Origin of the sequence: Janthinobacterium sp. CG_23.3, from assembly GCF_046115965.1 — a bacterium.
In the GTDB taxonomy this organism is placed as follows: Bacteria; Pseudomonadota; Gammaproteobacteria; order Burkholderiales; family Burkholderiaceae_D; genus Janthinobacterium.
Genome location: NZ_JBJXIB010000055.1, coordinates 16,038 through 37,283 on the forward strand (window position 1 = coordinate 16,038; position 21,246 = coordinate 37,283).

At 65.0% G+C, this 21,246-nt stretch carries 19 protein-coding genes, 2 tRNA genes and 1 pseudogene; 15 read left to right on the forward strand and 7 right to left on the reverse strand.

Annotation, left to right across the window (positions count from 1 at the left end):
- Positions 1 to 42: 42 nt before the first annotated feature.
- The 3 genes from ACFDR9_RS14365 (at position 43) to ACFDR9_RS14375 (ending at position 1,893) form a co-directional block, all read left to right on the forward strand.
- Positions 43 to 1,290, forward strand: a complete 1,248-nt coding sequence (locus ACFDR9_RS14365; RefSeq protein ID WP_017876191.1) for an aspartate kinase — start codon at positions 43 to 45, stop codon at positions 1,288 to 1,290.
- A gap of 111 nt (positions 1,291 to 1,401) precedes the next feature.
- A tRNA-Ser gene (locus ACFDR9_RS14370) sits at positions 1,402 to 1,494 on the forward strand.
- Positions 1,495 to 1,800: 306 nt separating this feature from the next.
- Positions 1,801 to 1,893 (forward strand) — tRNA-Ser (locus tag ACFDR9_RS14375).
- Positions 1,894 to 1,979: 86 nt separating this feature from the next.
- Here the strand turns inward: ACFDR9_RS14375 and ACFDR9_RS14380 are convergent.
- Positions 1,980 to 2,255 (reverse strand): hypothetical protein, encoded by a 276-nt coding sequence (locus tag ACFDR9_RS14380; RefSeq protein WP_409031425.1) that lies wholly within the window; start codon positions 2,253 to 2,255, stop codon positions 1,980 to 1,982.
- Positions 2,256 to 2,640: 385 nt separating this feature from the next.
- On the opposite strand from ACFDR9_RS14380, the gene ACFDR9_RS14385 reads away from it, so the two are divergent.
- Both ACFDR9_RS14385 and ACFDR9_RS14390 read left to right on the forward strand, forming a co-directional pair.
- Positions 2,641 to 3,630, forward strand: a complete 990-nt coding sequence (locus ACFDR9_RS14385; protein ID WP_017876189.1) for a ribose-phosphate pyrophosphokinase — start codon at positions 2,641 to 2,643, stop codon at positions 3,628 to 3,630.
- Between the two features lie 30 nt (positions 3,631 to 3,660).
- On the forward strand, positions 3,661 to 4,164 hold the full coding sequence (locus tag ACFDR9_RS14390) for an Hsp20/alpha crystallin family protein (RefSeq protein ID WP_409031426.1): 504 nt from the start codon (positions 3,661 to 3,663) through the stop codon (positions 4,162 to 4,164).
- Between the two features lie 33 nt (positions 4,165 to 4,197).
- Here ACFDR9_RS14390 and ACFDR9_RS14395 read toward each other — a convergent pair whose 3' ends face one another.
- Positions 4,198 to 4,671: a YbhB/YbcL family Raf kinase inhibitor-like protein gene (locus ACFDR9_RS14395; protein ID WP_017876187.1), complete on the reverse strand. Its 474-nt coding sequence runs from the start codon at positions 4,669 to 4,671 to the stop codon at positions 4,198 to 4,200.
- 230 nt (positions 4,672 to 4,901) lie between these two features.
- On the opposite strand from ACFDR9_RS14395, the gene ACFDR9_RS14400 reads away from it, so the two are divergent.
- Positions 4,902 to 6,383 (forward strand): DegQ family serine endoprotease, encoded by a 1,482-nt coding sequence (locus ACFDR9_RS14400; RefSeq protein WP_409031427.1) that lies wholly within the window; start codon positions 4,902 to 4,904, stop codon positions 6,381 to 6,383.
- 204 nt (positions 6,384 to 6,587) lie between these two features.
- On the opposite strand, the gene ACFDR9_RS14405 is transcribed toward ACFDR9_RS14400, so the two are convergent.
- From ACFDR9_RS14405 to ACFDR9_RS14420, 4 genes are all read right to left on the reverse strand, one after another.
- Positions 6,588 to 7,328 carry a metallophosphoesterase family protein gene (locus ACFDR9_RS14405; protein ID WP_409031428.1) on the reverse strand — a complete coding sequence of 247 codons (741 nt, stop codon included), beginning with the start codon at positions 7,326 to 7,328 and terminating at the stop codon, positions 6,588 to 6,590.
- Positions 7,328 to 7,894, reverse strand: coding sequence for a cysteine hydrolase family protein (locus tag ACFDR9_RS14410; protein ID WP_409031429.1), 567 nt, complete (start codon positions 7,892 to 7,894; stop codon positions 7,328 to 7,330). Before ACFDR9_RS14410 ends, ACFDR9_RS14405 begins: the two co-directional genes overlap by 1 nt.
- A 59-nt stretch (positions 7,895 to 7,953) precedes the next feature.
- Positions 7,954 to 8,334 (reverse strand): DUF6713 family protein, encoded by a 381-nt coding sequence (locus tag ACFDR9_RS14415; RefSeq protein ID WP_409031430.1) that lies wholly within the window; start codon positions 8,332 to 8,334, stop codon positions 7,954 to 7,956.
- 248 nt (positions 8,335 to 8,582) lie between these two features.
- Positions 8,583 to 9,503 carry a LysR substrate-binding domain-containing protein gene (locus ACFDR9_RS14420; protein ID WP_409031431.1) on the reverse strand — a complete coding sequence of 307 codons (921 nt, stop codon included), beginning with the start codon at positions 9,501 to 9,503 and terminating at the stop codon, positions 8,583 to 8,585.
- A gap of 149 nt (positions 9,504 to 9,652) precedes the next feature.
- Here ACFDR9_RS14420 and ACFDR9_RS14425 point away from each other — a divergent pair, with 149 nt between their 5' ends.
- The 4 genes and pseudogenes from ACFDR9_RS14425 to ACFDR9_RS14440 all read left to right on the forward strand — a co-directional run bounded on the left by ACFDR9_RS14425 (position 9,653) and on the right by ACFDR9_RS14440 (position 12,924).
- A complete protein-coding gene (locus tag ACFDR9_RS14425; protein ID WP_409031432.1) occupies positions 9,653 to 10,396 on the forward strand; it encodes an SDR family NAD(P)-dependent oxidoreductase in 744 nt (247 codons plus the stop codon).
- A gap of 52 nt (positions 10,397 to 10,448) precedes the next feature.
- Positions 10,449 to 10,670 (forward strand): tautomerase family protein, encoded by a 222-nt coding sequence (locus ACFDR9_RS14430; RefSeq protein WP_409031433.1) that lies wholly within the window; start codon positions 10,449 to 10,451, stop codon positions 10,668 to 10,670.
- A gap of 130 nt (positions 10,671 to 10,800) precedes the next feature.
- Positions 10,801 to 12,000, forward strand: a pseudogene (locus ACFDR9_RS14435) (AGE family epimerase/isomerase); the annotation flags it as partial.
- 54 nt (positions 12,001 to 12,054) lie between these two features.
- Complete coding sequence (locus ACFDR9_RS14440) at positions 12,055 to 12,924, forward strand: PfkB family carbohydrate kinase (RefSeq protein WP_269746266.1); 870 nt, start codon at positions 12,055 to 12,057, stop codon at positions 12,922 to 12,924.
- Between the two features lie 120 nt (positions 12,925 to 13,044).
- On the opposite strand, the gene ACFDR9_RS14445 is transcribed toward ACFDR9_RS14440, so the two are convergent.
- Entirely contained in the window at positions 13,045 to 14,955 is a 1,911-nt protein-coding gene (locus ACFDR9_RS14445; RefSeq protein WP_409031434.1) for a glucokinase, read from the reverse strand.
- Positions 14,956 to 15,280: 325 nt separating this feature from the next.
- Here ACFDR9_RS14445 and ACFDR9_RS14450 point away from each other — a divergent pair, with 325 nt between their 5' ends.
- From ACFDR9_RS14450 to ACFDR9_RS14470, 5 genes are all read left to right on the forward strand, one after another.
- Complete coding sequence (locus ACFDR9_RS14450) at positions 15,281 to 16,543, forward strand: maltoporin (RefSeq protein WP_409031435.1); 1,263 nt, start codon at positions 15,281 to 15,283, stop codon at positions 16,541 to 16,543.
- A 226-nt stretch (positions 16,544 to 16,769) separates the two neighbouring features.
- Positions 16,770 to 18,011 carry an ABC transporter substrate-binding protein gene (locus ACFDR9_RS14455; protein ID WP_409031436.1) on the forward strand — a complete coding sequence of 414 codons (1,242 nt, stop codon included), beginning with the start codon at positions 16,770 to 16,772 and terminating at the stop codon, positions 18,009 to 18,011.
- A 187-nt stretch (positions 18,012 to 18,198) separates the two neighbouring features.
- Positions 18,199 to 19,083, forward strand: coding sequence for a carbohydrate ABC transporter permease (locus ACFDR9_RS14460; RefSeq protein WP_026132757.1), 885 nt, complete (start codon positions 18,199 to 18,201; stop codon positions 19,081 to 19,083).
- Positions 19,080 to 19,946 carry a carbohydrate ABC transporter permease gene (locus ACFDR9_RS14465; protein WP_051068259.1) on the forward strand — a complete coding sequence of 289 codons (867 nt, stop codon included), beginning with the start codon at positions 19,080 to 19,082 and terminating at the stop codon, positions 19,944 to 19,946. Before ACFDR9_RS14460 ends, ACFDR9_RS14465 begins: the two co-directional genes overlap by 4 nt.
- Positions 19,947 to 19,957: 11 nt before the next feature.
- The gene (locus ACFDR9_RS14470) at positions 19,958 to 21,070 is read left to right on the forward strand and encodes an ABC transporter ATP-binding protein (RefSeq protein ID WP_409031437.1); all 1,113 of its coding nucleotides are present in this window, start codon (positions 19,958 to 19,960) and stop codon (positions 21,068 to 21,070) included.
- Positions 21,071 to 21,246: the final 176 nt, after the last annotated feature.

Below are 21,246 nucleotides of genomic sequence, written 5' to 3' on the forward strand. Positions count from 1 at the left end.
AAGCCCTCCTTTTTATTCTTCTTGAGCGGAAACTTCACTCTTATGGCACTAATCGTCCACAAATACGGCGGTACGTCGATGGGCTCGACCGACCGCATCAAGAACGTTGCTCAGCGCGTCGCCAAATGGCATGACGCAGGGCACCAAATTATCGTGGTGCCATCCGCGATGTCCGGTGAGACTAACCGTCTGATCGGCCTGGCCAAGCAAATCATGGATCAACCCGATCCGCGAGAACTCGACATGATCACCTCGACCGGCGAACAAGTGTCGGTCGGCCTGCTGTCGATGGCATTGCTGGCGATCGGCAAACAAGCGGTGTCCTACGCCGGCTGGCAAGTCGCGATCAAGACCGACTCGGCCTTTACGAAAGCGCGCATTCAATCGATCGACGACGTCAAGGTCAAGCGCGACCTCGACGCCGGCAAGATCGTCATCATCACCGGCTTCCAAGGTGTCGATGAGAACAATAATATTTCCACCCTGGGCCGCGGCGGCTCGGATACCTCGGCGGTGGCGATCGCGGCGGCGATGAAGGCGGCCGAATGCCTAATCTTCACCGATGTCGACGGCGTCTACACGACCGACCCGCGGGTGGTGTCGGAGGCGCGCCGCCTGAAGACCATCACGTTCGAGGAAATGCTGGAACTGGCGTCGCTGGGCTCGAAAGTGCTGCAGACCCGCTCGGTCGAATTCGCGGGCAACTACCGCGTACCGACGCGCGTGCTGTCGTCGCTGACGGACCCGCTGCTGCCGCTGGAAATCGAAGCCAATTCAGGCACCCTGATCTCGTTTGAGGAAGACACCAACATGGAACAAGCAGTCATCTCCGGTATCGCGTTCAACCGCGATGAGGCCAAAATCACCGTGCTGGGCGTGCCCGACCGTCCGGGCGTGGCGTACCACATCCTCGGCCCGGTGGCCGACGCCAACATCGAAGTCGACATGATCATCCAGAACCAGTCGGTCGACGGCAAGACCGACTTCACGTTCACGGTCTCGCGCGGCGAGTACCACAACGCGATGGCCGTGCTCAACAGCACCAAGGAAGACATCGGCGCCACCAGCATCATCGGCGACGCCAAGGTGTCGAAGTTGTCGGTGGTCGGCGTGGGCATGCGCAGCCACGTCGGCGTGGCGTCGCAGATGTTCCGCACGCTGTCGGAAGAGGGCATCAACATCATGATGATCTCGACCTCGGAAATCAAAATTTCGGTGCTGATCGACGAAAAGTACATGGAATTGGCCGTGCGCGCGCTGCATAAAGCCTTCGATTTGGAAAACGCGTAATATTTTCAAAAAAGCCGGCTGTTTCCTTGACCAATCTGGCTCCAATAGATAATATGACGCTCGTCTGCTCCAGCGAAGTTAGCTGTTGAAGGCGGGTTGATTCGTCAACTTGGAGACGTGGCCGAGTGGCCGAAGGCACATCCCTGCTAAGGATGCATACGGCTTATACCTGTATCGTGAGTTCGAATCTCACCGTCTCCGCCAGCACAATGTTCCGGTAACGCCGGGACCGTCAAAAAACCCGCAGCGCTCTTTGGAGCCTGCGGGTTTTTTGTTGTCCGCTCCAAAGCCATAGGACGGCGGCAGGCACGGGGCCGCCGGAATTGTTGATCTGAAAGAACGCCGGGGAGTTGGCAACGTAATTGCCGGCCGAGGTGGCTCCTCTATGGCTGCATGCGGGTATTGTCAATTTTTGCTTGCACCGTTGACCAATCGTGTTTCAATGGCTATGATGTTGCTCGTCCACTGATGCGCGCAAGCGCTCTGGGGGCAAAGTTGATTCGTCAGCTTGGAGACGTGGCCGAGTGGCCGAAGGCACATCCCTGCTAAGGATGCATACGGCTTATACCTGTATCGTGAGTTCGAATCTCACCGTCTCCGCCAGTACAATGTTCCGGTAACGCCGGGACCGTCAAAAAACCCGCAGTTCTCTTTGAGGCTGCGGGTTTTTTGTTGTTTTTTTTTGCGCTCTAGTAGTGGGTATGGCTGTAAATCAACGGCGGCGGACTGAAGTAGGTGCGCAGGGCGTATATGTCCTGTGGCAGCGGACGCCGCTGCCGGGGCCGCACCAGCACGCGGATGGCGACGCCGATGTCGATTCCCTGTGTGCGCATCAGCACGGCGGCGAACAGCGTGCCGAACGACGCTTGCAGCGACACGCAGCGCTCGACGGCGTCGGTAGTGGCGAAATGGCCGCGCCAGGTGCGTGGTCGGAGCGGTGTCGGCGGTTCACAGTGCAGGCTCATGATGTTCCTCGTTTGATTAATTCAAGATAGCAGCCGTCCGCATCGTACGATTGAGAAAAATCAAGCTGTGCAGTACCCGCGCGCGGGCGCCTTGATCTATTCACAAGAGACCGCGTGGCGCTCCGCCAGCAGCAGGTATTCGTTGGCGCGGGCCAGCCATTGTGGTGAATAGCGAAACTTTTGCTCTTGCAGGCGGCGCGTGTGCACCGCATGGATGGGATGGGATGGGATGGGACTTGCGTTGCTACGCAGGTTCGATGCCATAAGCTGCACAGTTTACCCGCCGGTTCCGGCGGAACTCGCGCCGTCCCTGCGACTCAAATCGGAGTGGCGCGGGATTTTCGCGCAAGGTACATGTTTTTCGCAATGCCACTGCGTTGAGGCAATGATGTTTGACCATGAGTTGCAGCTCTTTGTCCTTAACAGCAGCCGGGTGTTCGGCGAGCAGGTGGCGCGTTGGCTGGACCTTGCGCCCAGCCCCCACGACGAACGCGACTTCGAGGACGGCGAGCACAAGGCGCGGCCGCTGGCCAGCGTGCGCGGCAACGATGTGTTCGTGTTGCTGTCGCTGTACGGCGACGCCGGGCAAAGCGCCAACGACAAGCTGTGCCGCCTGCTGTTTTTCATCGGCGCGGTGAAGGACGCCGGCGCCGCCCGCGTCACGGCCGTGGTGCCGTACTTGGCCTACGCGCGCAAGGACCGCAAGAGCAAACCCTGCGATCCGGTGACGACGCGCTACGTGGCGGCGCTGTTCGAGGCGGTCGGCACCGACGCGGTGCTAACGCTCGACGTCCACAATTTGTCCGCCTATCAGAACGCGTTTCGTTGTTGCACCGAGCATCTGGAGGCGAACCGCTTGTTCGTCAAGTATTTCGCGCCCTTGTTGCGCGAGCGCGAGGTGGTCGCGGTGTCGCCGGACGCCGGCAGCATCAAGCGCACCGAGCGCTTCAGGCTGCTGTTGGCGGAGGTGCTGGACAAGCCGGTCTGCGCCGCCATCGTCGAGAAATATCGGAGCGGCGGCGTGGTCAGCGGCGATTTGCTGGTCGGCGACGTCAAGGGCAAGGACGCGGTCATCGTCGATGACCTCATTAGCACCGGCAACACGCTGGCGCGCAGCGCCCGGGCCTGCCGCAACGCCGGCGCGAGCCGGGTGTTCGCGGCCGCGACGCATGGCCTGTTCGCCGGCGACGCCAACGCCGTGCTGGCCGACGGCGCGCTGGAGCGCATCGTCGTCAGCGACAGCGTGCCGGCGTTTCGGCTGGAGCCGGGCGCCGCGCAGGCCAAGCTGACGATACTGAGCTGCACCGCGCTGTTCGCCGAGGCCATCGAGCGCATGCACAACGGTGGTTCGGTGCGCGATTGTTTGACGTCGTGAGCTTGCCTAATGGCGAACCAGGAGGGAATCATGTTGGAAACGTTGAAGCATTCGGGAAAACTCATCGGCCAGGAGCTCGGCCGGGCGTGGGAAAGCTTGTCGGACGGCTGGCGTGAATTGCTCAACCGTGGCAGCGATTCGCTCACGCATTTCATCCGCGGCAAGGACGAGAAGCAGCCGGCGAGCAAGACCCAGACCGCGTTCCCGCGCTGGAGCTTGTTGGCCTGCGAAGTGGAGGAAAGGGAGAAGGAAATCGTGGTGCGGGTCGAGCTTCCCGGCATGCGCAAGGAGGATTGCCGCATCGCCGTCGAGGGCAACACGCTATACCTGTCTGGCGAAAAACGTTATGCCAGCGAAACCGTGGACGGCACCTTCCACCGCATGGAGCGGGCCTACGGCGCGTTCCAGCGCGCCATTCCCCTGCCGCGCAGCGTCGACATCGACAAGGCGACGGCGAGTTACGACAACGGCGTGTTGATCGTTTCGCTGCCCAAGGAGAACGCCGGCGCGTCCCGGACGATACCGGTGCTGTAACTTACGCCACAACGCGCCCGTCCCGCGGTGAGCCTAGTTGCGCTCGTAAAGCCCGATCAGCTCGGCCCGTTCAACGATGTGGCCCTGCATCGCCTGCTCCAGTTGCAGCTTGGTCACCTTGACCAGCGTCGGCAGCATACGATCGAGCGCGTACAGTTTGTGAACGTAGCGGTGCCGGCCGATCGGCGGGCAGGGGCCGCCGTAGCCGTTCTGCTGCCAGTCGTTGATGCCGGTGCCGCTGCCGGGAGGGAAATCCTCGCCGTGCAACCCTTCCGGCAGCCCGCTGGCGCTGGCGGGCAGGTTGTACAGCACCCAGTGGACCCAGGTGCGCTGCGGCGCCGCGGGATCGGGCGCGTCGGGGTCGTCGACAATCAGGGCCAGGCTCTTGGCGTTCGGCGGCACGCCGGACCAGGACAGCGGCGGCGAGATATTGGCGCCATCGCAGGTATAGCGCGCGGGAATGGCGGCGCCGGCCTGAAATGCCGGGGACGTGAGGGACAGGGTCATGGCGTGCTTCTCCTATCCAGTGCAGGCGGGCGGAGGGGCCGCCGCGCCAGTCTGGTTCATCCATTCGACTCGGCCGGCGCGCGAAAGTTGCACCGTTTTTGCCGCTGGGACAGGCATTTCGCGTGCCGCGCGCCGGCTTCTTGAGTGGCCTCAAGGCGCCGATGTAAACCGCCTCGGCGCGCGCCGCTTTCCCATAAGCTGGGATGATCCCGTCGTGTGAGGCCCGCTCCATGTTTGCCAACCGCCATCTTGTTGCACTCGCCGCTGTCTTGCTGGCCGGCTGCTCCGAATCGGAGCAATTCGCCGGCCAAGCGCAAACCGCCGCCTCCGGCGCCACGCCCGTCCAGGCCACGCGGGCGCCGCACACGCTGGGCGCGCCAACGGTGGAGCTGCCCAGCTTTGTCACGCTGGTCAAACAGGAGGGCGCGGGGGTGGTCAACATCAGCGCGATGCAGACCATCAGCGACAGCGCCAGCGACTTTCCGGTCCCGTCCGACGACGACCCGTTTTTCGACTTCTTCCGCCGCTTCATGCCGCCGGGCGCCGCGCCGCGCCAGTTCCAGGCGCAAAGCCTGGGTTCGGGCTTCATCATCAGCGCCGACGGCTACATCCTGACCAACGCGCATGTCGTCGAGAACACCGATGAAGTCACCGTCAAGCTGACCAACAAGCGCGAATACAAGGCCAAGGTCATCGGCGCCGACGCCCGCACCGACGTTGCGCTGATCAAGATCGACGCCAGCGGCCTGCCGGTGGTGCCGATCGGCGACCCGTCCAAGCTGGAGGTCGGCGAATGGGTGGCGGCGATCGGCGCGCCGTTCGGCTTTGAAAATAGCGTCACCGCCGGCATCGTCAGCGCGAAGGGGCGCTCGCTGCCCGACGGCAGTTTCGTGCCCTTCATCCAGACCGATGTGGCTCTCAACCCGGGCAACTCGGGCGGACCCCTGTTCAATATGCGCGGCGAGGTGGTCGGCGTCAATTCGCAGATCTACAGCCGCACCGGCGGCTTCATGGGGCTGTCGTTCGCGATTCCGATCGACGTCGCGATGGACGTCGTGAAACAGTTGCGCGCCACGGGCAAGGTGCGACGCGGGCGCATCGGTATCCAGGTGCAGGAAATGTCGGCCGACCTGGCCAGCTCGTTCGGCTTGAAGGACGTCACCGGTGCGCTGGTGGGCATGGTCGAAAAAAACGGCCCGGCGGAAAAGGCCGGCCTGCGCCCCGGCGACGTTATTCTCAGCATCGACGCCAGGCCGGTGGCCAGTTCGTCCGATCTGGCGCGTATGGTGGCCGAAGCCAGGCCGGGCGGCACGGTGGCGGTGCGCTACTGGCGCAAGGGCGAGGTCGCCGGCGTCAGGGTCAAGGTCGAGGAGTTGCTGCCGGAGCGCTCCAGGGCCGGCGCCAGCGCCGACTCGGCGACGCCGGACGCCGAGCCGGTCCAGGCCAACGCGGCCGGGTTGCAGTTGAGCGACCTGAGCGCCGAACAGCGTACGCGCCTGAAAACCAGCGACGGCGTGCTGGTGCGCGCCACGGCCGGTCCGGCGCTGCGCGCGGGCATCCAGAGCGGCGACGTGATCCTGGCGCTGAACAACGTGGCGGTGAAAAGCGCCGCTGCGCTGGAAAAGCAGCTCAGCGTCTATTCCGGCCAGACCGTGGCCCTGCTGGTGCGGCGCGGCGCGGCCACGGTGTACGTGCCGTTGCGCCTGCGTTGACGCGGCCGGGGCGCGGGCGAGAAGCTGATACAGCGCGCGCACGCGTCGCATGACGTCGATAAGTACGTGACGGGCTTGCTGTTGCTGCGTTAAGTTGGCACGTTTTCATAGGTCGGGTTAGCCCTCCGCCGTTACACGACGTGGCAAACCCGATTGGCGTCGGCAGCGGCTAGGCCTCAGATTACGCTGCGCTAATCCGACCTACTAAACGTTATTCGACTCCACCGACATGTAGCCGCTGTTCAAGGCGACAACCCAGTCGTCGCGCCCGCGCAGGGCGGCCAGCGCCGCCATGTCGCGGTGCGGGTAGGGCACGCCGATCAATTCCGCTTGCCAGATCCCGGCGCGCCGCTCGGCGATGGCGTAGCGGGCGTCCGGCGAACCCGATTCGATCGCGTGCGGATGCGGATAGTCGTCCCGGTAGGCCGGCTGGCCGACGCTGCCGGGGTTGACGATCAGTTGCCCGCGCGCGCCGCGCACGCTGCGCGCCACGTGCGTGTGGCCGCAGGCGACCAGCGCCGCGGCGACGTCGCCCAAACGCTGCGCCACTTCCTGCGCGCTGGCGTTGCGCTCGGCCGTTTGCAGCAGGCCGGTGACGTCGCTGTCGGGGCTGCCGTGGCACAGCAGCACGTCCGGCGCGAACTGCAGCGCCGGGCGCAGCGAGGCGATCCAGTCCAATTCCGTGTGCGTCAGCCGCGAGCGCGCGTAGAGGTCGGACTGCCCGGAGCCGGCGTGGCACGCAAGGATCTGGCGCTCGTGGTTGCCGGCCAGGTGGGTCCAGTCCTGCGCCATCAGGAATTGCGCCGTTTCCAGCGGCAGCAGCGGGCCGGACAGGCTGTCGCCCAGGTTGACCACGGCGTCGACGCCGCGCCGCGCCAGGTCGGCGGCGACGGCCTGCAGCGCCGCCAAATTGCCGTGGATGTCGGAGAGGATGGCGATGCGCATTACGCCAGGCCCGGCAGGGTGGCCAGCAGGGCGGCGGTGCTGGTGATGCGCGCGTGTTCGCCGTCCAGGTTGGCCAGCGCCATCGCGTGGACGTCGGCGGCGCTGCGGCGGGTGCCGGCGTAGTCGGTCTTGTCGAAGGCGAAGCAGGCGTCGGCCACCACCGTGACGTCAAAACCCAGGTTGCTGGCGCTGCGCGCGCTGCCCTCGACCGAATTGTTGGTGCTGACGCCGACCAGCACCACGGCGCCGACGCCGCGCACCCGCAGCCAACGCTCCAGGGCGCTGTTGATGAAGGCGTCCGGCACGTTTTTCTCGACCACATGGGCGCCCGGCAACGGCGCCAGCGCCTCCTGGAACTCGACCCCGGGCCGGCCCGGCCAGAACAGCGAACCGGGCGAGGTCGACATGTGGCGCACGTGGACCACGACGCCGCCGGCGCCGCGCCACGCTCCCAGCAGGGCGGCGATGCACGCCTCCGCCTGCGGGTTGTTGCGCGCTCCGGCGGCCGGGTCGGCCATGGCCTTCTGCATATCGATGATGATCAGCGCCGGCAGTTCGGTGGGCATGGTGGGGTCCTGACGATGAAAGGTGGCGGTGGTTGGAAGTTGGAAGCTCGCCGTGGAAGCTAGGGTTGGCCGCTGAACTCGGCTTTCACCTTGAGCGTCGCGATCAACTGGGCCAGGCCGGACAGGCCGCAGCCGGCGACGATCGCCAGCGACACCGGCAGCGTGAACTGGTCGAAGCCGCACAGCAGGAAACCGGCGTGGATGGCGAAGGTCAGCAGGCCCAGCGCGGCCGCGAACAGCGAATAGCGGTAGCCGCTGGCGCGGCGCAGCACCACCGCCTGGAAGCCGAGCAGCAGCAGCGGGACCACCGCCAGGTTGAACACGTCGTAAAACTGCACGCCGCCCGGCAGGTGGAACATTTTCCATTCGCGCCAGTAGGCCGCGTCGATCTGGTGGCCCATCAGCAGCGTGAAGGTGGCGATATAGAGTGTGCGGACCATATGAGGGCGAGCCATGGAGTAGCGGAACATTGTAGGGGCCGCCCGTCGCGCCGGTCAAGCACATTGAATGGCATTTAATTCATCAAATTCTGACTCCGGTTGAGACCCCGCCCTTCAGGGCGGTGCGCAGGCAATACCCCGGCCTGAAGGCCGGGGTTTCACGTAGCGGATTGGGAGGGGATTCAAACCCCTTCCAATCCTCTTTTAGATCGACAGGCCTGAAGGCCTGTCGCACTTCAATTGCTTGTTCAGGCGCGCGGCCGGGCCAGTTGCTCAAGCAAAAAATCGACGAAGGTGCGGACCCGCGCCGACATGTGCCGCACCTGCGGATACAGCAGGATGAAGGGGCGCGAGGTGCCGCCGAACTGCGGCAGCAATTCCACCAGGTCGCCCCGTTCCAGGTCTTGCTCGACAATGAAGCGGTAGGTTTGCACCAGCCCGGCGCCGGCGCGGGCCAGCGTCACGATGCCGAGCACGTCGTCGGCGCAGCAATAGCCGCCGCCGGTGGCGACCTCGACCACCTGCCGGTCGACCATGAAGGGCCAGGAAATGCGCCGGCCCGTGCTCGGCAGTTCGAACTGGATGCAGTCGTGCGCCTGCAGATCGTCGAGCGAGGCGGGCGCGCCGGCGCGGCGCAGATACGCCGGCGCCGCCACCAGCACCAGCTCGGCGTCCTCCAGCTTGCGGGCGATCAGGCTCGAGTCGGCCGGCCCGCGGCCGCGGATGGCCAGGTCGTAGCCCTCGTCGGCGAAATCGATGTTGCGGTTGCTGAGGTGTACCTCGATCTCCACGCCCGGATATGTTTGCCGGAATTGCGGCAGCAACGGCAGCAGCCGATAGTGCCCATACGGCGTCGGCACGCTAATGCGCAGCAGGCCGGCCGGGGCGGCTTGGGCGCCGCTCACCAGCCGTTCGGCGTCGACCAGCTGCGACAGCGCCTGGCGGCACTGTTCGAAATACACCCGGCCGCCGTCGGTCAGCTTGACCTGCCGCGTGGTGCGGGCAAACAGGCGCGCGCCCAGCCGCTGCTCCAGCCGCGACACCGAGCGGCTCACCGCGGCCGGCGTCACGCTGGCCGCGGCGGCGGCCGCCGTAAAGCTGCCCAGCTCGGCCGCAAGGCAAAACAGCTCTATGCTGCCCAGCAACAGGTCATCGAAATTGCGCTTCATCGGCCGCCCTATTCATTACACCGTGTATCAATTCATTTGATGAAAACGGTATTTATCTGCATCGAACGCATCAGTATAGTGCATCACATGGGCCCGGCAAACCTGCCGCGGCCACATCGATATACACACACGTTGAAGGAGCATCCGACATGAACGCAAGCACACAAACGGTCATCATCACCGGCGCCTCAAGCGGCATAGGTTTCGCGCTGGCCGAGGAATACTTGAAACGCGGCTACAACGTCGTCGGCAACGCCCGCAGCGCCGAGCGCCTGCAGGCGGCCGCCGCCAAACTGGGGAACCCGGCGCGGTTCCTAGCGGTCGACGGCGACATCGCCCAGCCGGCCACGGCGCGCAAGCTGTTCGAACGCGCCATCGCCGCGTTCGGCCGGGTCGACATCCTGATCAACAACGCCGGCATCTTCATCGCCAAACCGGTCGGCGACTACAGCGAGGACGACCTGGAAAGCATCGTCAACACCAACCTGAAGGGTTTTTTCTACCCGAGCCAGCAGGCGGCCGCGCACATGGGCGCGCGCCGCCAGGGCCACATCGTCACCATCACCGCCAGCATCGCCATGCAGCCGAACGCCAAGGTGCCGGCGCTGTTGCCGGTGCTGATCAAAGGCGGCCTGAACGACGCCACCCGCGCGCTGGCGATCGAACTGGCGCCGCTCAACGTCAAGGTCAGCGCGGTGGCGCCCGGCATTATCGACACCCCGATTTACCAGCAGGACGACGGCACCCGCGCCTTCCTGTCCACGCTGTCGCCGGCCGGGCATACCGGCGCCACCAGCGACGTCGTCGACGCTGTGCTTTACCTGACGTCGGCGAAATTCACCAGCGGCGTCGTGCTGGCGGTGGACGGCGGCGCCAGCGCCGGCGCCTGGTAGGCCCACGCGTCGCTCGCAACCCTTTTTCCAACCACAGCAAGGAGGCATAACCATGCCATATGTAAACATCCGCATCACCCGCGACGGCGTCACCGCCGAACAAAAACAGCAACTGATCGCCGGCACCACCGAACTGCTGGTGCGCGTGCTGAACAAAAACCCCGACCACACCTTCGTGCTGATCGACGAAGTCGACACCGACAACTGGGGCGTCGGCTACGAAAGCACCACGGCATACCGGGCGCGCGCGGCGGCGGCCAAAGCGGCGGGCTGAGCGGAGCCGGCTAAACCGGGGACAGACCACGATTTCCGAGAAACTTCCCTCGGAAATCGTGGTCTGTCCCCTTTGACGCGGCTCGTGATATTATCGCTGCTATCGATAACATATCTTGCCGAGATACTCCATGAATCCTGATTTCCGTTCGCGCGGCATGCTGCTGGGCCACATCAAGCACACGATGCAGTTCTACCACCCCCGCTGCGTCGACCCGAGCGGCGGGTTTTACCACTTCTTCATGGACGACGGCGGCATCTACGACCACGCCACCCGGCACCTGGTCAGCAGCACCCGTTTTGTCTTCAACTACGCGATGGCCTACCGCCAATTCGGCGACGCCGACTATCTGGCGGCGGTGCGCCACGGCGTGGCCTTCCTGCGCGACGCCCACCGCAACCCGGACAGCGGCGGCTACGCCTGGCAGTTGACATGGACGCACGGCAAGGCCGCCGTCGTCGACGGCGACAACCATTGCTACGGCCTGGCCTTCGTGCTGCTGGCCTACGCGCACGCCTTGATGGCCGGCGTGGATGAAGCCCGCGCCCACCTCGACGAAACCTTCGAGCTGATGGAGTGCCGCTTCTGGCAGCCCGAACACGGCCTGTACGCCGACCAGGCCAGCGCCGACTGGTCCACCCTCGACCCGTACCGCGGCCAAAACGCCAATATGCACGCCTGCGAGGCCTTGCTGGCGGCCTTCGAGGCCAGCGGCGACGCGCGTTACCTGCACCGCGCGGAAACGCTGGCGCACAACATCACCGTGCGCCAGGCAGCGCTGGCCGGCGGCATGATTTGGGAACACTACAAGCCGGACTGGTCCATCGACTGGGAATACAACCTCCACGACAAGAGCAACATCTTCCGCCCGTGGGGCTACCAGCCGGGCCACTTTACCGAATGGGCCAAGCTGCTGTTGATCATGGAACGCCACGCCGGCGCGCTGGCCGGCCCGTCCGACTGGCTGGCGCCGCGCGCCGCCGCGCTGTTCGACGCGGCGCTGGCGAACGCCTGGGACGGCGAGCGGGGCGGCATCTTCTACGGCTTCGGCCCGGACGGTGAAATCTGCGACGGCGACAAATACTTCTGGGTCCAGGCCGAGAGCCTGGCGGCGGCGGCCGTGCTGGCCGCGCGCAGCGGCGAGGCGCGCTACTGGGATTGCTACGACAAAATCTGGGACTACAGCTGGCGCCACTTCGTCGACCACCAGCACGGCGCCTGGTATCGCATCCTCAGCGCCGACAACGCCAAACTCGGCGCCGAGAAAAGTCCGGCCGGCAAAGTCGATTACCACACCATGGGCGCCTGCTACGAAGTGCTCAACGTCATCGACGCGGCGCGCGCGCTGCCGCGCTTCGTTTCCGCCGGCGAAGCCCTGACCGACATGCTGCGCAGCGGCGCCGACAGCTGGAGCGCGCAGGTCGGCGGCTCGACCTGGAACGTGGCGCGCGTGATGGCGCGCCTGGGCGTGCCGAGCGCCTTCGCCGGCGCCGTCAGCCGCGACGTCTTCGGCGACGCGCTGGCGGCCGCCAACACCGCGGCCGGGCTGGACCCGCGTTTCATGCAGCAGCTCGACAAATCGCCGCTGCTGGCGATCGTGCACCACCTGAGCCCGCCGCAATACTTCTTCGTCGGCGACGACAGCGCCGACCTGCATTTCGACGCCGCGCTGCTGCCGCAGGGCTGGCAGGGGAAGGCGCAGTGGGTGCATTTCGGCGGCATCAGCCTGGCGCGCCAGCCGCTTGCCGGCAAGCTGCTGGCGCTGGCCGCCGAACTCAAGGCGGCCGGCGTGAAGATCAGCTACGACCCCAACTTCCGCGTGCTGATGGACGAACATTATGACGCCACACTGCGGCGCATGACCGAGTTGGCCGACGTCATCAAGGTCTCGGACGAGGATTTGGAAGGCTTGTTCCGCAGCGCCGACATCGACGCCGCCTTCGCCACGCTGCGCGGCTGGAACCCGCACGCGACCTACCTGTATACCAAGGGTGCGCGGGGCGCCGCGCTGTACCGCGACGGCGCGGTGTGGCAGGCGGCGCCGCCGAAGATCGACGTCGTCGACTCGGTCGGCGCCGGCGACGCCAGCATCGGCGGATTGCTGTACAGCCTGATGTACCGGCCGCGGCACGACGGCGGCGAGCATTTGCGCTTCGCCGTCGCGGCGGGCGCGGGCGCCTGCCTGGCCGCCGGCGCGACGCCGCCGGACGTGGCGCTGGTCGAACGGCTGTTCGCCGCCAGCTCGTTGTCGTAGTGGCGCGGCCGGAGGCGCGGTTACAACCAAAGGCGAAGAGCCGGGGCCAGACCTGAAGGTCCGACCCCGGGGTGGCGCCCTTGGTTTTGATGAACTCAACGCCGGAGCGAACGGCCGCCGCTATTCGAGGTGGCCGCCGAACTTGAGTTTGCCGCTGACGCGGGCGCCGTTGCGCGCGCCGCCGGCGTCCGCCGCGTCGCCGCGCTGCGCCGTGTCGCGCCGCGCCAGGCCGACCGACAGTATGTCGAGCAGCATCAGTTGCAGCAGGCGCACGATCATCGGCACGAAGTTCAAGTTGCCCTCCGGGTGGTTCAGCGTCAATAGCACGTCGGCCAGCTTGGCCAGCGGCGAGCCGCTGGTGGTGATGGCGAGAATTTGCGCGCCGCAGGCGCGCGCCACCTTGGTCGAACGCAGCAGCTCCGGCGGCGCGCCCGAGCGCGAAATGACCAGCACCACGTCGTTCGGCGTGAGCAAGCCCGCGCTCATCTCCTGCGCCTGCGGGTCGGGGAAATAGTTCGACACGATGCCCAGGTTGAGCAATTTTTGCTGCATGTCCTCGGCCACCACGCGGGCGCTGCCGACGCTGAGCAGCTCGACCCGCTTGGCCTTGCGCAGCAGTTCCATGGCCGCCGTCAGCGACTTGATGTCGAGCATGTCGCGCAGCGCCAGCGCGGCCGAGGCGTTGTTGCCCAGCACCTTGCGCGCCAGTTCGGCGTCCGAGTCGGAAATCTCGACGTGGCAGTGGGCCACCGTGATGGCGCCGCCGGTCAGGCCGGAGGCCAGCTTGAGCTTGAAGTCGGCCAGTCCCTGCACCCCGATCGAGCGGCAAAAACGCATCACCGTCGGTTGGCTGACGCCGGTGCGATGGGCGATCTCGGCGATCGGCAGCGTCAGCATCGCCTTCGGCTCCTTCAGCACCCAGTCGGCGACCTTGCACTCGGACGGACTCATGCGGTCGCGCGCCTGGCGGATTTTTTCCAGCACCGGCGCGCCGGCGTGGGCCAGTTTGAGTTTCTGCGCCAGGATCGCCGAGATGCCCAGGAAGGTCGGTTGCTCGGCGGCGATGACGTAGGTTGGAATCTGCGCCAAGTAGTCGCCCAGGCGGCCCTTTTCCTCGAAGCGGCGGCGGAACGGCGACTGCGCGAACAAGGGGCCCAGCCGCGGCACGATGCCGCCGCCGATGTAGATGCCGCCCAGCGCGCCCAGCGTCATCGCCAGGTTGCCGGCCACCGAGCCGAGGATCGCGCAAAAGCAGTCGACCGCCTCGGCGCAGACGGCGCAGCCGCCGGCCAGCGCCCTGGCGGTGATCTCGGCGGCCGGCAGCGGCGCCGCGTCGGGCTTGCCGGCGCGCTCGCGCAGCGCGCGGTAGATCAGCTCCAGGCCGCGGCCGGAGGCTAGCCGTTCGGCCGAGACGTGCGCCAGCTCGCGCCAGGCGTAGGCCAGCACGTCCATTTCGCGCTGGTCGCAGGGCGCGAAGCTGACGTGGCCGCCCTCGCTGCCGAGGGCGATCCAGCGGTCCTCGGCCGGGATCATGGCCGACACGCCCAGCCCGGTGCCCGGGCCGAGCAGGCCGATCACGCTGTCCGGGCGCGCCTCGCCGCCGCCGATTTTATGCCGCTGCTGCGCTTGCAAATGGGGCAGGGCCATCGCCAGCGCCGTGAAGTCGTTGACCACCAGCAGCGTGTCCAGGCCCAGCGCGGTGCGCATCGCCTCGATCGAGAAGAACCAGTGGTGGTTCATCATTTTGATGATGTCGTCGTCGATGGCATTGGCGATGGCGATGGCGGCGTGGTGCACCCGCGCCGCGCCGGCCGTTTTCGCCTCGGCGCTGTTCATATAGGCGTCGATGGCGTCCAGCAGCGACGGGTAGTCGTCGCAGCGCAGCACGACGACCGCCTCGAATCGGCCCGGCCGGGTTTCCAGCCCGAAGCGGGCGTTGGTGCCGCCGATGTCGGCCAGCAGGCGCGGGCCGTCGCTGTAGCGGTCGGCCGGCTCGGCGCCGGCCAGGCCGGAGATGTCTTCTGTTTTCATGGCGTGTCTCTTCTTGCGTCTCTTCTTGCGTGTCGCGCGCGCCGGGGGCCATGCCACCGCGCGGCGCGTTCTAGTTTTTTATTGGCAAGTCGGATTCTAATGCGGATCGCAACGTTGCGCTGCACTATTCGGCGCCGCCGCCGGCCCTGGTCAACACGGCGCGCGGCGTATGTTTCACGCACGTCGTCGTAGGATTACAACATCATCTGTTGATCTTTATTCGTAGTATAGTTACTATCTCTCTACCGGAAACAATTCTGGACTGCAAAAGACGAACCCCCGTACTTTTTGCCGGATAAAAAAATATACATACTAAGGAGACACCATGAATCGCACGATGTTGAAAGCCCTGCCCGCGGCAATCACCCTGGCCCTGGCCTGCGGAGCGGCCGTTGCCGACGAAGAAGGCTTCCACGGTTACTTCCGTGTTGGCGCCGGCAGCACCACCGCCGGCGACGGCGGCCCGCAGGGTTGCTTCGGCTTGGGCGGCAACACGATGAAGTACCGCCTCGGCAACGAATGCGACGCCTACTTCGAAGGCGGTTACACCAAGGAAATCGCGAAGAGCGGCGGCGTCAGCTACGTCGCCACGGTATGGGCCAACGTCTACAGCCCGAATTCGGATTTCGGCGACAAGAAGCTGGGGCTGAACAAGGCCTTTATCGAAGCCAAGGGTCTGGACTTCCTGAACGGCGGCACCGCCTGGATGGGTAAGCGCTTCTACTACCGTCCCGACATCCACATGCTGGATCTGCAATACATCAACATGAACGGCACCGGCGCCGGCCTCGACCGCATCGGCGCGGGTCCGGGCAAGTTCTCCTACGCCTTCTTCAAGGACCGCGACACCAACACCCTCGACGCCAACGGCAAGGTGGTCGGCACGCCGTCGGCGATCCGCCAGAACTTCATCTACGGCGACGTGCCGGTCAACACCGACGGCACCTTCGACATCGCGGCCACCATCATCACCGCCGAGGGCAAGAACGACGACGCCCTGGGCCAGAAGCACAACGGCTGGCAAGTGTCGCTGTTCCACAAGCAAGCCAAGGTATTCGGCGGCGCCAACACCTTCGGCGTGCAGTACGGCGTCGGCCCGGGCACCGGTATCGGCGTCGGCAACGGGCAAATGGGCGCCTCCGGCTACACCTCTCTGGGTTCGGACGTCAAGCGCGTGCGCGTCTTCAACGACCTGTGGATCCAGCCGACCGAAAACATGGGCATGGAAATGGTCGCCCTGGTGCAAAAAGACAAGTCCGACGCCGGCGGCTCGTCGACCTGGACCTCGCTGGGCGTGCGCCCGGTCTACGCCTTCAACCAGAACCTCAAGATGGTCGTCGAACTGGGCACCGACCGCGTCACCGACAGCCGTGGCCCGACCAAGCGCCTGACCAAGCTGACGCTGGCGCCGACGATCTCGGCCGGCCCTGGCCTGTGGTCGCGTCCGGAATTGCGCGCCTTCGTCACCTACGGCAAGTGGAACCAAGCGGCGACGGCCTCGGTCAACGCCTCCAACAATTCCGGCCCGATCTACAACAACGGCACCAGCGGCACCTCGTTCGGCGTCCAAGTGGAAAGCTGGTTCTAAGCTTCAAATGAAAAATGCGCGCCCGCGAAGGTGCGTATTTGGCGCCAATGTGATACATATGCTGATGTGCAATGCATGCGTGTGATGGGCGCCGCCCGGCCGGGGAGGCAGTCGCGGCCGGTTGTTTCAAAAGCGCCGGCACAGGCGCGTTTTCACCATGTCCGGGCGGACGGAATGTTCCGCCGCCGGGGCCCCAATACGTAGGACCATAATAAGGAATTTGGAGATGAAACTGAAACACATCGTCATGTTGACCAGCCTGGCATTCGCCGGCAACGCCTTCGCCACCGACGTCGAAGTGCTGCACTACTGGACTTCCGGCAGCGAAGCCAAATCCGTGGGCCAACTGCAACAGATCGTCAAAGAAGACGGTTTCGGCTGGAAAGACTTCGCCGTGGCCGGCGGCGCGGGCGAAAACGCCGCGACCGCGCTGAAAACCCGCGTCATCTCCGGCAACCCGCCGACCGCCGCCCAACTGAAGGGCCCGTCGATCCAGGAATGGGGCAAGGAAGGCGTGCTGGCCAACATCGACGACGCCGCCGCCGCCGGCAAATGGGACGCCGTGCTGCCGAAAGTGGTCGCCGACATCATGAAATACAAGGGCCACTACGTCGCCGCGCCGGTCAACGTGCATCGCGTCAACTGGATGTGGGCCAATCCCGACGTGCTGAAAAAAGCCGGCGTCGTCGGCGTGCCGGCCACCTGGGACGCGTTCTTCGACGCCGCCGAGAAAATCAAGAAATCCGGCGGCATCGCCATCGCCCACGGCGGCCAGCCTTGGCAAGACGCCACCGTGTTCGAGTCGGTCGCGCTGGGCGTGGGCGGCACCGAGTTCTACAAAAAAGCGCTGATCAAGCTGGACCAGAAAGAACTGACCAGCCCGACCATGGTCAAAGTGTTCGACACCCTGGGCAAGGTCAAGGGCTATATCGACAAGGACGCCGCCGGCCGCGACTGGAACCTGGCGACCGCCATGGTCATCAACGGCAAGGCCGGCTTCCAATTCATGGGCGACTGGGCCAAGGGCGAGTTCTCCAACGCCGGCAAGATCCCGGGCCGCGACTACATCTGCGCCGCCGCGCCTGGCACCGACAAGGCTTACACCTTCAACGTCGACTCGTTCGCCATGTTCACCCAGAAGGACGCCGAAGCCAAGAAGGGCCAGTTCGCGCTGGCCACGGCCATCATGAATCCGAAGTTCCAGGCCATCTTCAACCTCAACAAGGGTTCGATCCCGGTGCGTTCCGGCGTCTCGCGCGCCAAGTTCGACGATTGCGCCATCAAATCGATGGACGACATGGATTCGACCAACAAGAACGGCGGCCTGGTGCCATCGTTCGCGCACGGCATGGCCTTGCCGTCGGCGACCCAGGGCGCGGTGGTCGACGTGATCGCCAAGTTCATGAACTCCAACATGAGCTCGAAGGACGCGGTTGCGGCGCTGGCGAAAGCGGCCAAAGTGAAGTAATCCAGGAGCCGTGCATCGGTCCGCCACGGCGGGCCGCGCCGGCAACAGGGCAGGCAGCGCACGGCTGCCGGCCCTTCGTTTGAATCCGCGCCCGCCACCGGCGGGCCGATGCAACGACGTGCTCCGACGGCGCCGCCGCCCCCCCGCGGCGGCGCCTCCCGCTTTTCCTTCTTCATACGGCAGTCCTATGTCCCTACGCAAGCATTTTGACCGATGGATACCGCAACTCGTGCTGGGCCCCACGCTCGTCGCCAGTCTGGTATTCGTCTACGGCTTTATCTTTTTGACCGGTTATATATCCCTGACCGAATCCCGGCTGATGCCGAACTTCGAATTCGCCGGCCTGGTCCAGTACTACGAGCTGTTCGACAACGAACGCTGGTGGACCTCGCTGCAAAACCTGGGCATCTTCGGCACCCTGTTCATCGGCGCCAGCATCGCCATCGGCCTGTTCATGGCGATCCTGCTGGACCAGAAAATCCGCGCCGAAGGCTTCCTGCGCGCCATTTACCTGTACCCGATGGCACTGTCGTTCATCGTCACCGGTACCGCCTGGAAGTGGATGCTGAACCCCAGCCTGGGCTTGGAAAAGGTCATGCACGACTGGGGCTGGACGTCGTTCACCTTCGACTGGCTGGTCAACTCCGATATGGCGATCTACACCGTCGTCATCGCCGGCGTGTGGCAGTCGTCCGGTTTCGTGATGGCGCTGTTCCTGGCCGGCCTGCGCGGCATCGACGACGAAATCATCAAGGCGGCCCAGGTCGACGGCGCCACCTTGCCGACGATTTACCGGCGCATCGTGATTCCGGCGATGCGTCCGGTGTTCTTCAGCGTGCTGCTGATCCTGTCGCACATCGCCATCAAGAGTTTCGACCTGGTGATCGCGCTGACGGCCGGCGGACCGGGCAACTCGTCGGACGTGCCGGCGATCTTCATGTACCAATTTTCCTTCACCCGCGGCCAGCTCGGCCTGGGTTCGGCGTCGGCCATGATGATGCTGGCCACCATCGTGGCGGTACTGGTGCCGCTGATGTATATGGAAGCGCGCAGCGCAAAGGCGATGAGATGACACACACTAAACCAAGCATCAACCTCGGCCGCGGCGTCATGTACCTGCTGCTGATCCTGTTCGCGGTCTACTACATCGCGCCGCTGTACGTCATGCTGTCGACGTCGTTTAAATCGCTCGACGAGATCCGCAGCGGCAACCTGCTGGCGCTGCCGGTGCTGTGGCAGACCGACTCCTGGGCCAAGGCCTGGTCGTCGGCCTGTACCGGCGTCACCTGCAACGGCATGCAGCCGTTCTTCTGGAATTCGATCAAGATGGTCATTCCGGCCGTGCTGATCTCGACCTTCCTGGGCGCCTTCAACGGCTACGTGTTCGCGCATTGGCGCTTCCGCGGTTCGGAAATGCTGTTCGCCGCCTTGCTGGTGGGTTGCTTCATTCCGTTCCAGGTGGTGATCCTGCCGATGGCGCGCCTGCTCGGCCAGTTCGGCCTGGCCAACACCACCACCGGCCTGGTATTCGTCCACGTGGTCTACGGCACCGCCTTCACCACGCTGTTCTTCCGCAACTACTACATCGGCGTGCCGGAAGAGTTGATCAAGGCCGCGCGCATCGACGGCGCCGGCTTCTTCCTGATCTTCCGCAAGATCGTGCTGCCGATTTCCGGCCCGATCTTCGTCGTCAGCATCATCTGGCAGTTCACCCAGATCTGGAACGACTTCCTGTTTGGCATCGTCTTCGCCTCGGGCGAGTCGCAACCGATCACGGTCGGGCTGAACAACCTGGTCAACACCTCCACCGGCGTGAAGGAATACAACGTCAACATGGCCGCCGCCATCATCGCGGCGCTGCCGACGCTGCTGGTGTACCTGGTCGCCGGTCGTTATTTTGTGCGCGGCCTGACCGCCGGCGCAGTCAAAGGTTAAGGAGTACATACATGTCTAGCTTATCGATTCGCAGCATCCGCAAGGTCTATACCAACGGCGTCGAAGTGCTCAAGGGCATCGACATCGAGATCAAGGACGGCCAGTTCCTGATCCTCGTCGGCGGCTCCGGCTCCGGCAAGTCCACCTTGCTCAACATGATCGCCGGCCTGGAAAGCGTCACCTCCGGCCAGATCCTCATCGACGGCAAGGTCGTCAACGACCTGCCGCCGAAGGACCGCGATATCGCCATGGTGTTCCAGTCGTACGCGCTGTACCCGTCGATGACGGTGCGCGAGAACATCGCCTTCGGCCTGGGCGTCAAAAAGGTCCCCAAGGCGGAGCAGGAGGAGATCGTCGCGCGCGTCGCCGAAACCTTGCAGATCACCCATTTGCTGGACCGTCGGCCGGCCCAGTTGTCGGGCGGCCAGCGCCAGCGCGTGGCGATGGGCCGGGCGATCTCGCGCAAGCCGTCGCTGTTCCTGTTCGACGAACCGCTGTCGAACCTGGACGCCAAGCTGCGCGTGGAAATGCGCGCCGAGATCAAGCTGATGCACCAGCGCCTGCATTCGACCATCGTCTACGTCACCCACGACCAGATCGAGGCGATGACGATGGGCGACCTGATCGCCGTGATGAAGGACGGCGTGGTACAGCAACTGGGCACGCCGCAAGACATCTACGACAACCCGGCCAACCTGTTCGTGGCCGGCTTCATCGGCTCGCCGTCGATGAACTTCATCACCTGCCGTCCGGCCATCGACGCCAACGGCGACGTGTTCGTGGCCATTGAAAACGCCGGCCAGAGCGCGCGCCTGAAGCTGCCGTTCGACGCCGCGCTGCTGCGCCCGTTCGCCGGCCGCGACGTCACGCTGGGCATCCGCCCGGAGCAGATCACCGACCTGAGCAGCGCGCACGGCGAAGGCGGCCAGACCATGTCCTGCCTGGTCGACCTGGTCGAGCCGACCGGCCCGGACACGCTGTTGACGACCAAACTCAACGGTGGCTCCGTGACCTGCCGCGCCCACCCGCGCGAAGCGGTGCAGCCGGGCCAGACGATGACGCTGTCGTTCAACCTGTCGAAGGCGGCGTTGTTCGACCCGAGCAACGGCGAGCGCATCGTCTAAGGCGGGGCGGGGCCGTGCGCGCGGTCTATAATGGACCGTGCGGCGCATGAAAAACCAGCGGCGTAAGTCTGGGGGGGAGACCCAGGGCGATTGCATGAAGGATCAGATGGCCAGGCCCAACACCTTGCCAAGGTAGTCGGCGTTCCAGCCCGCCTTTAGGCGCTTGGAGGCGACGC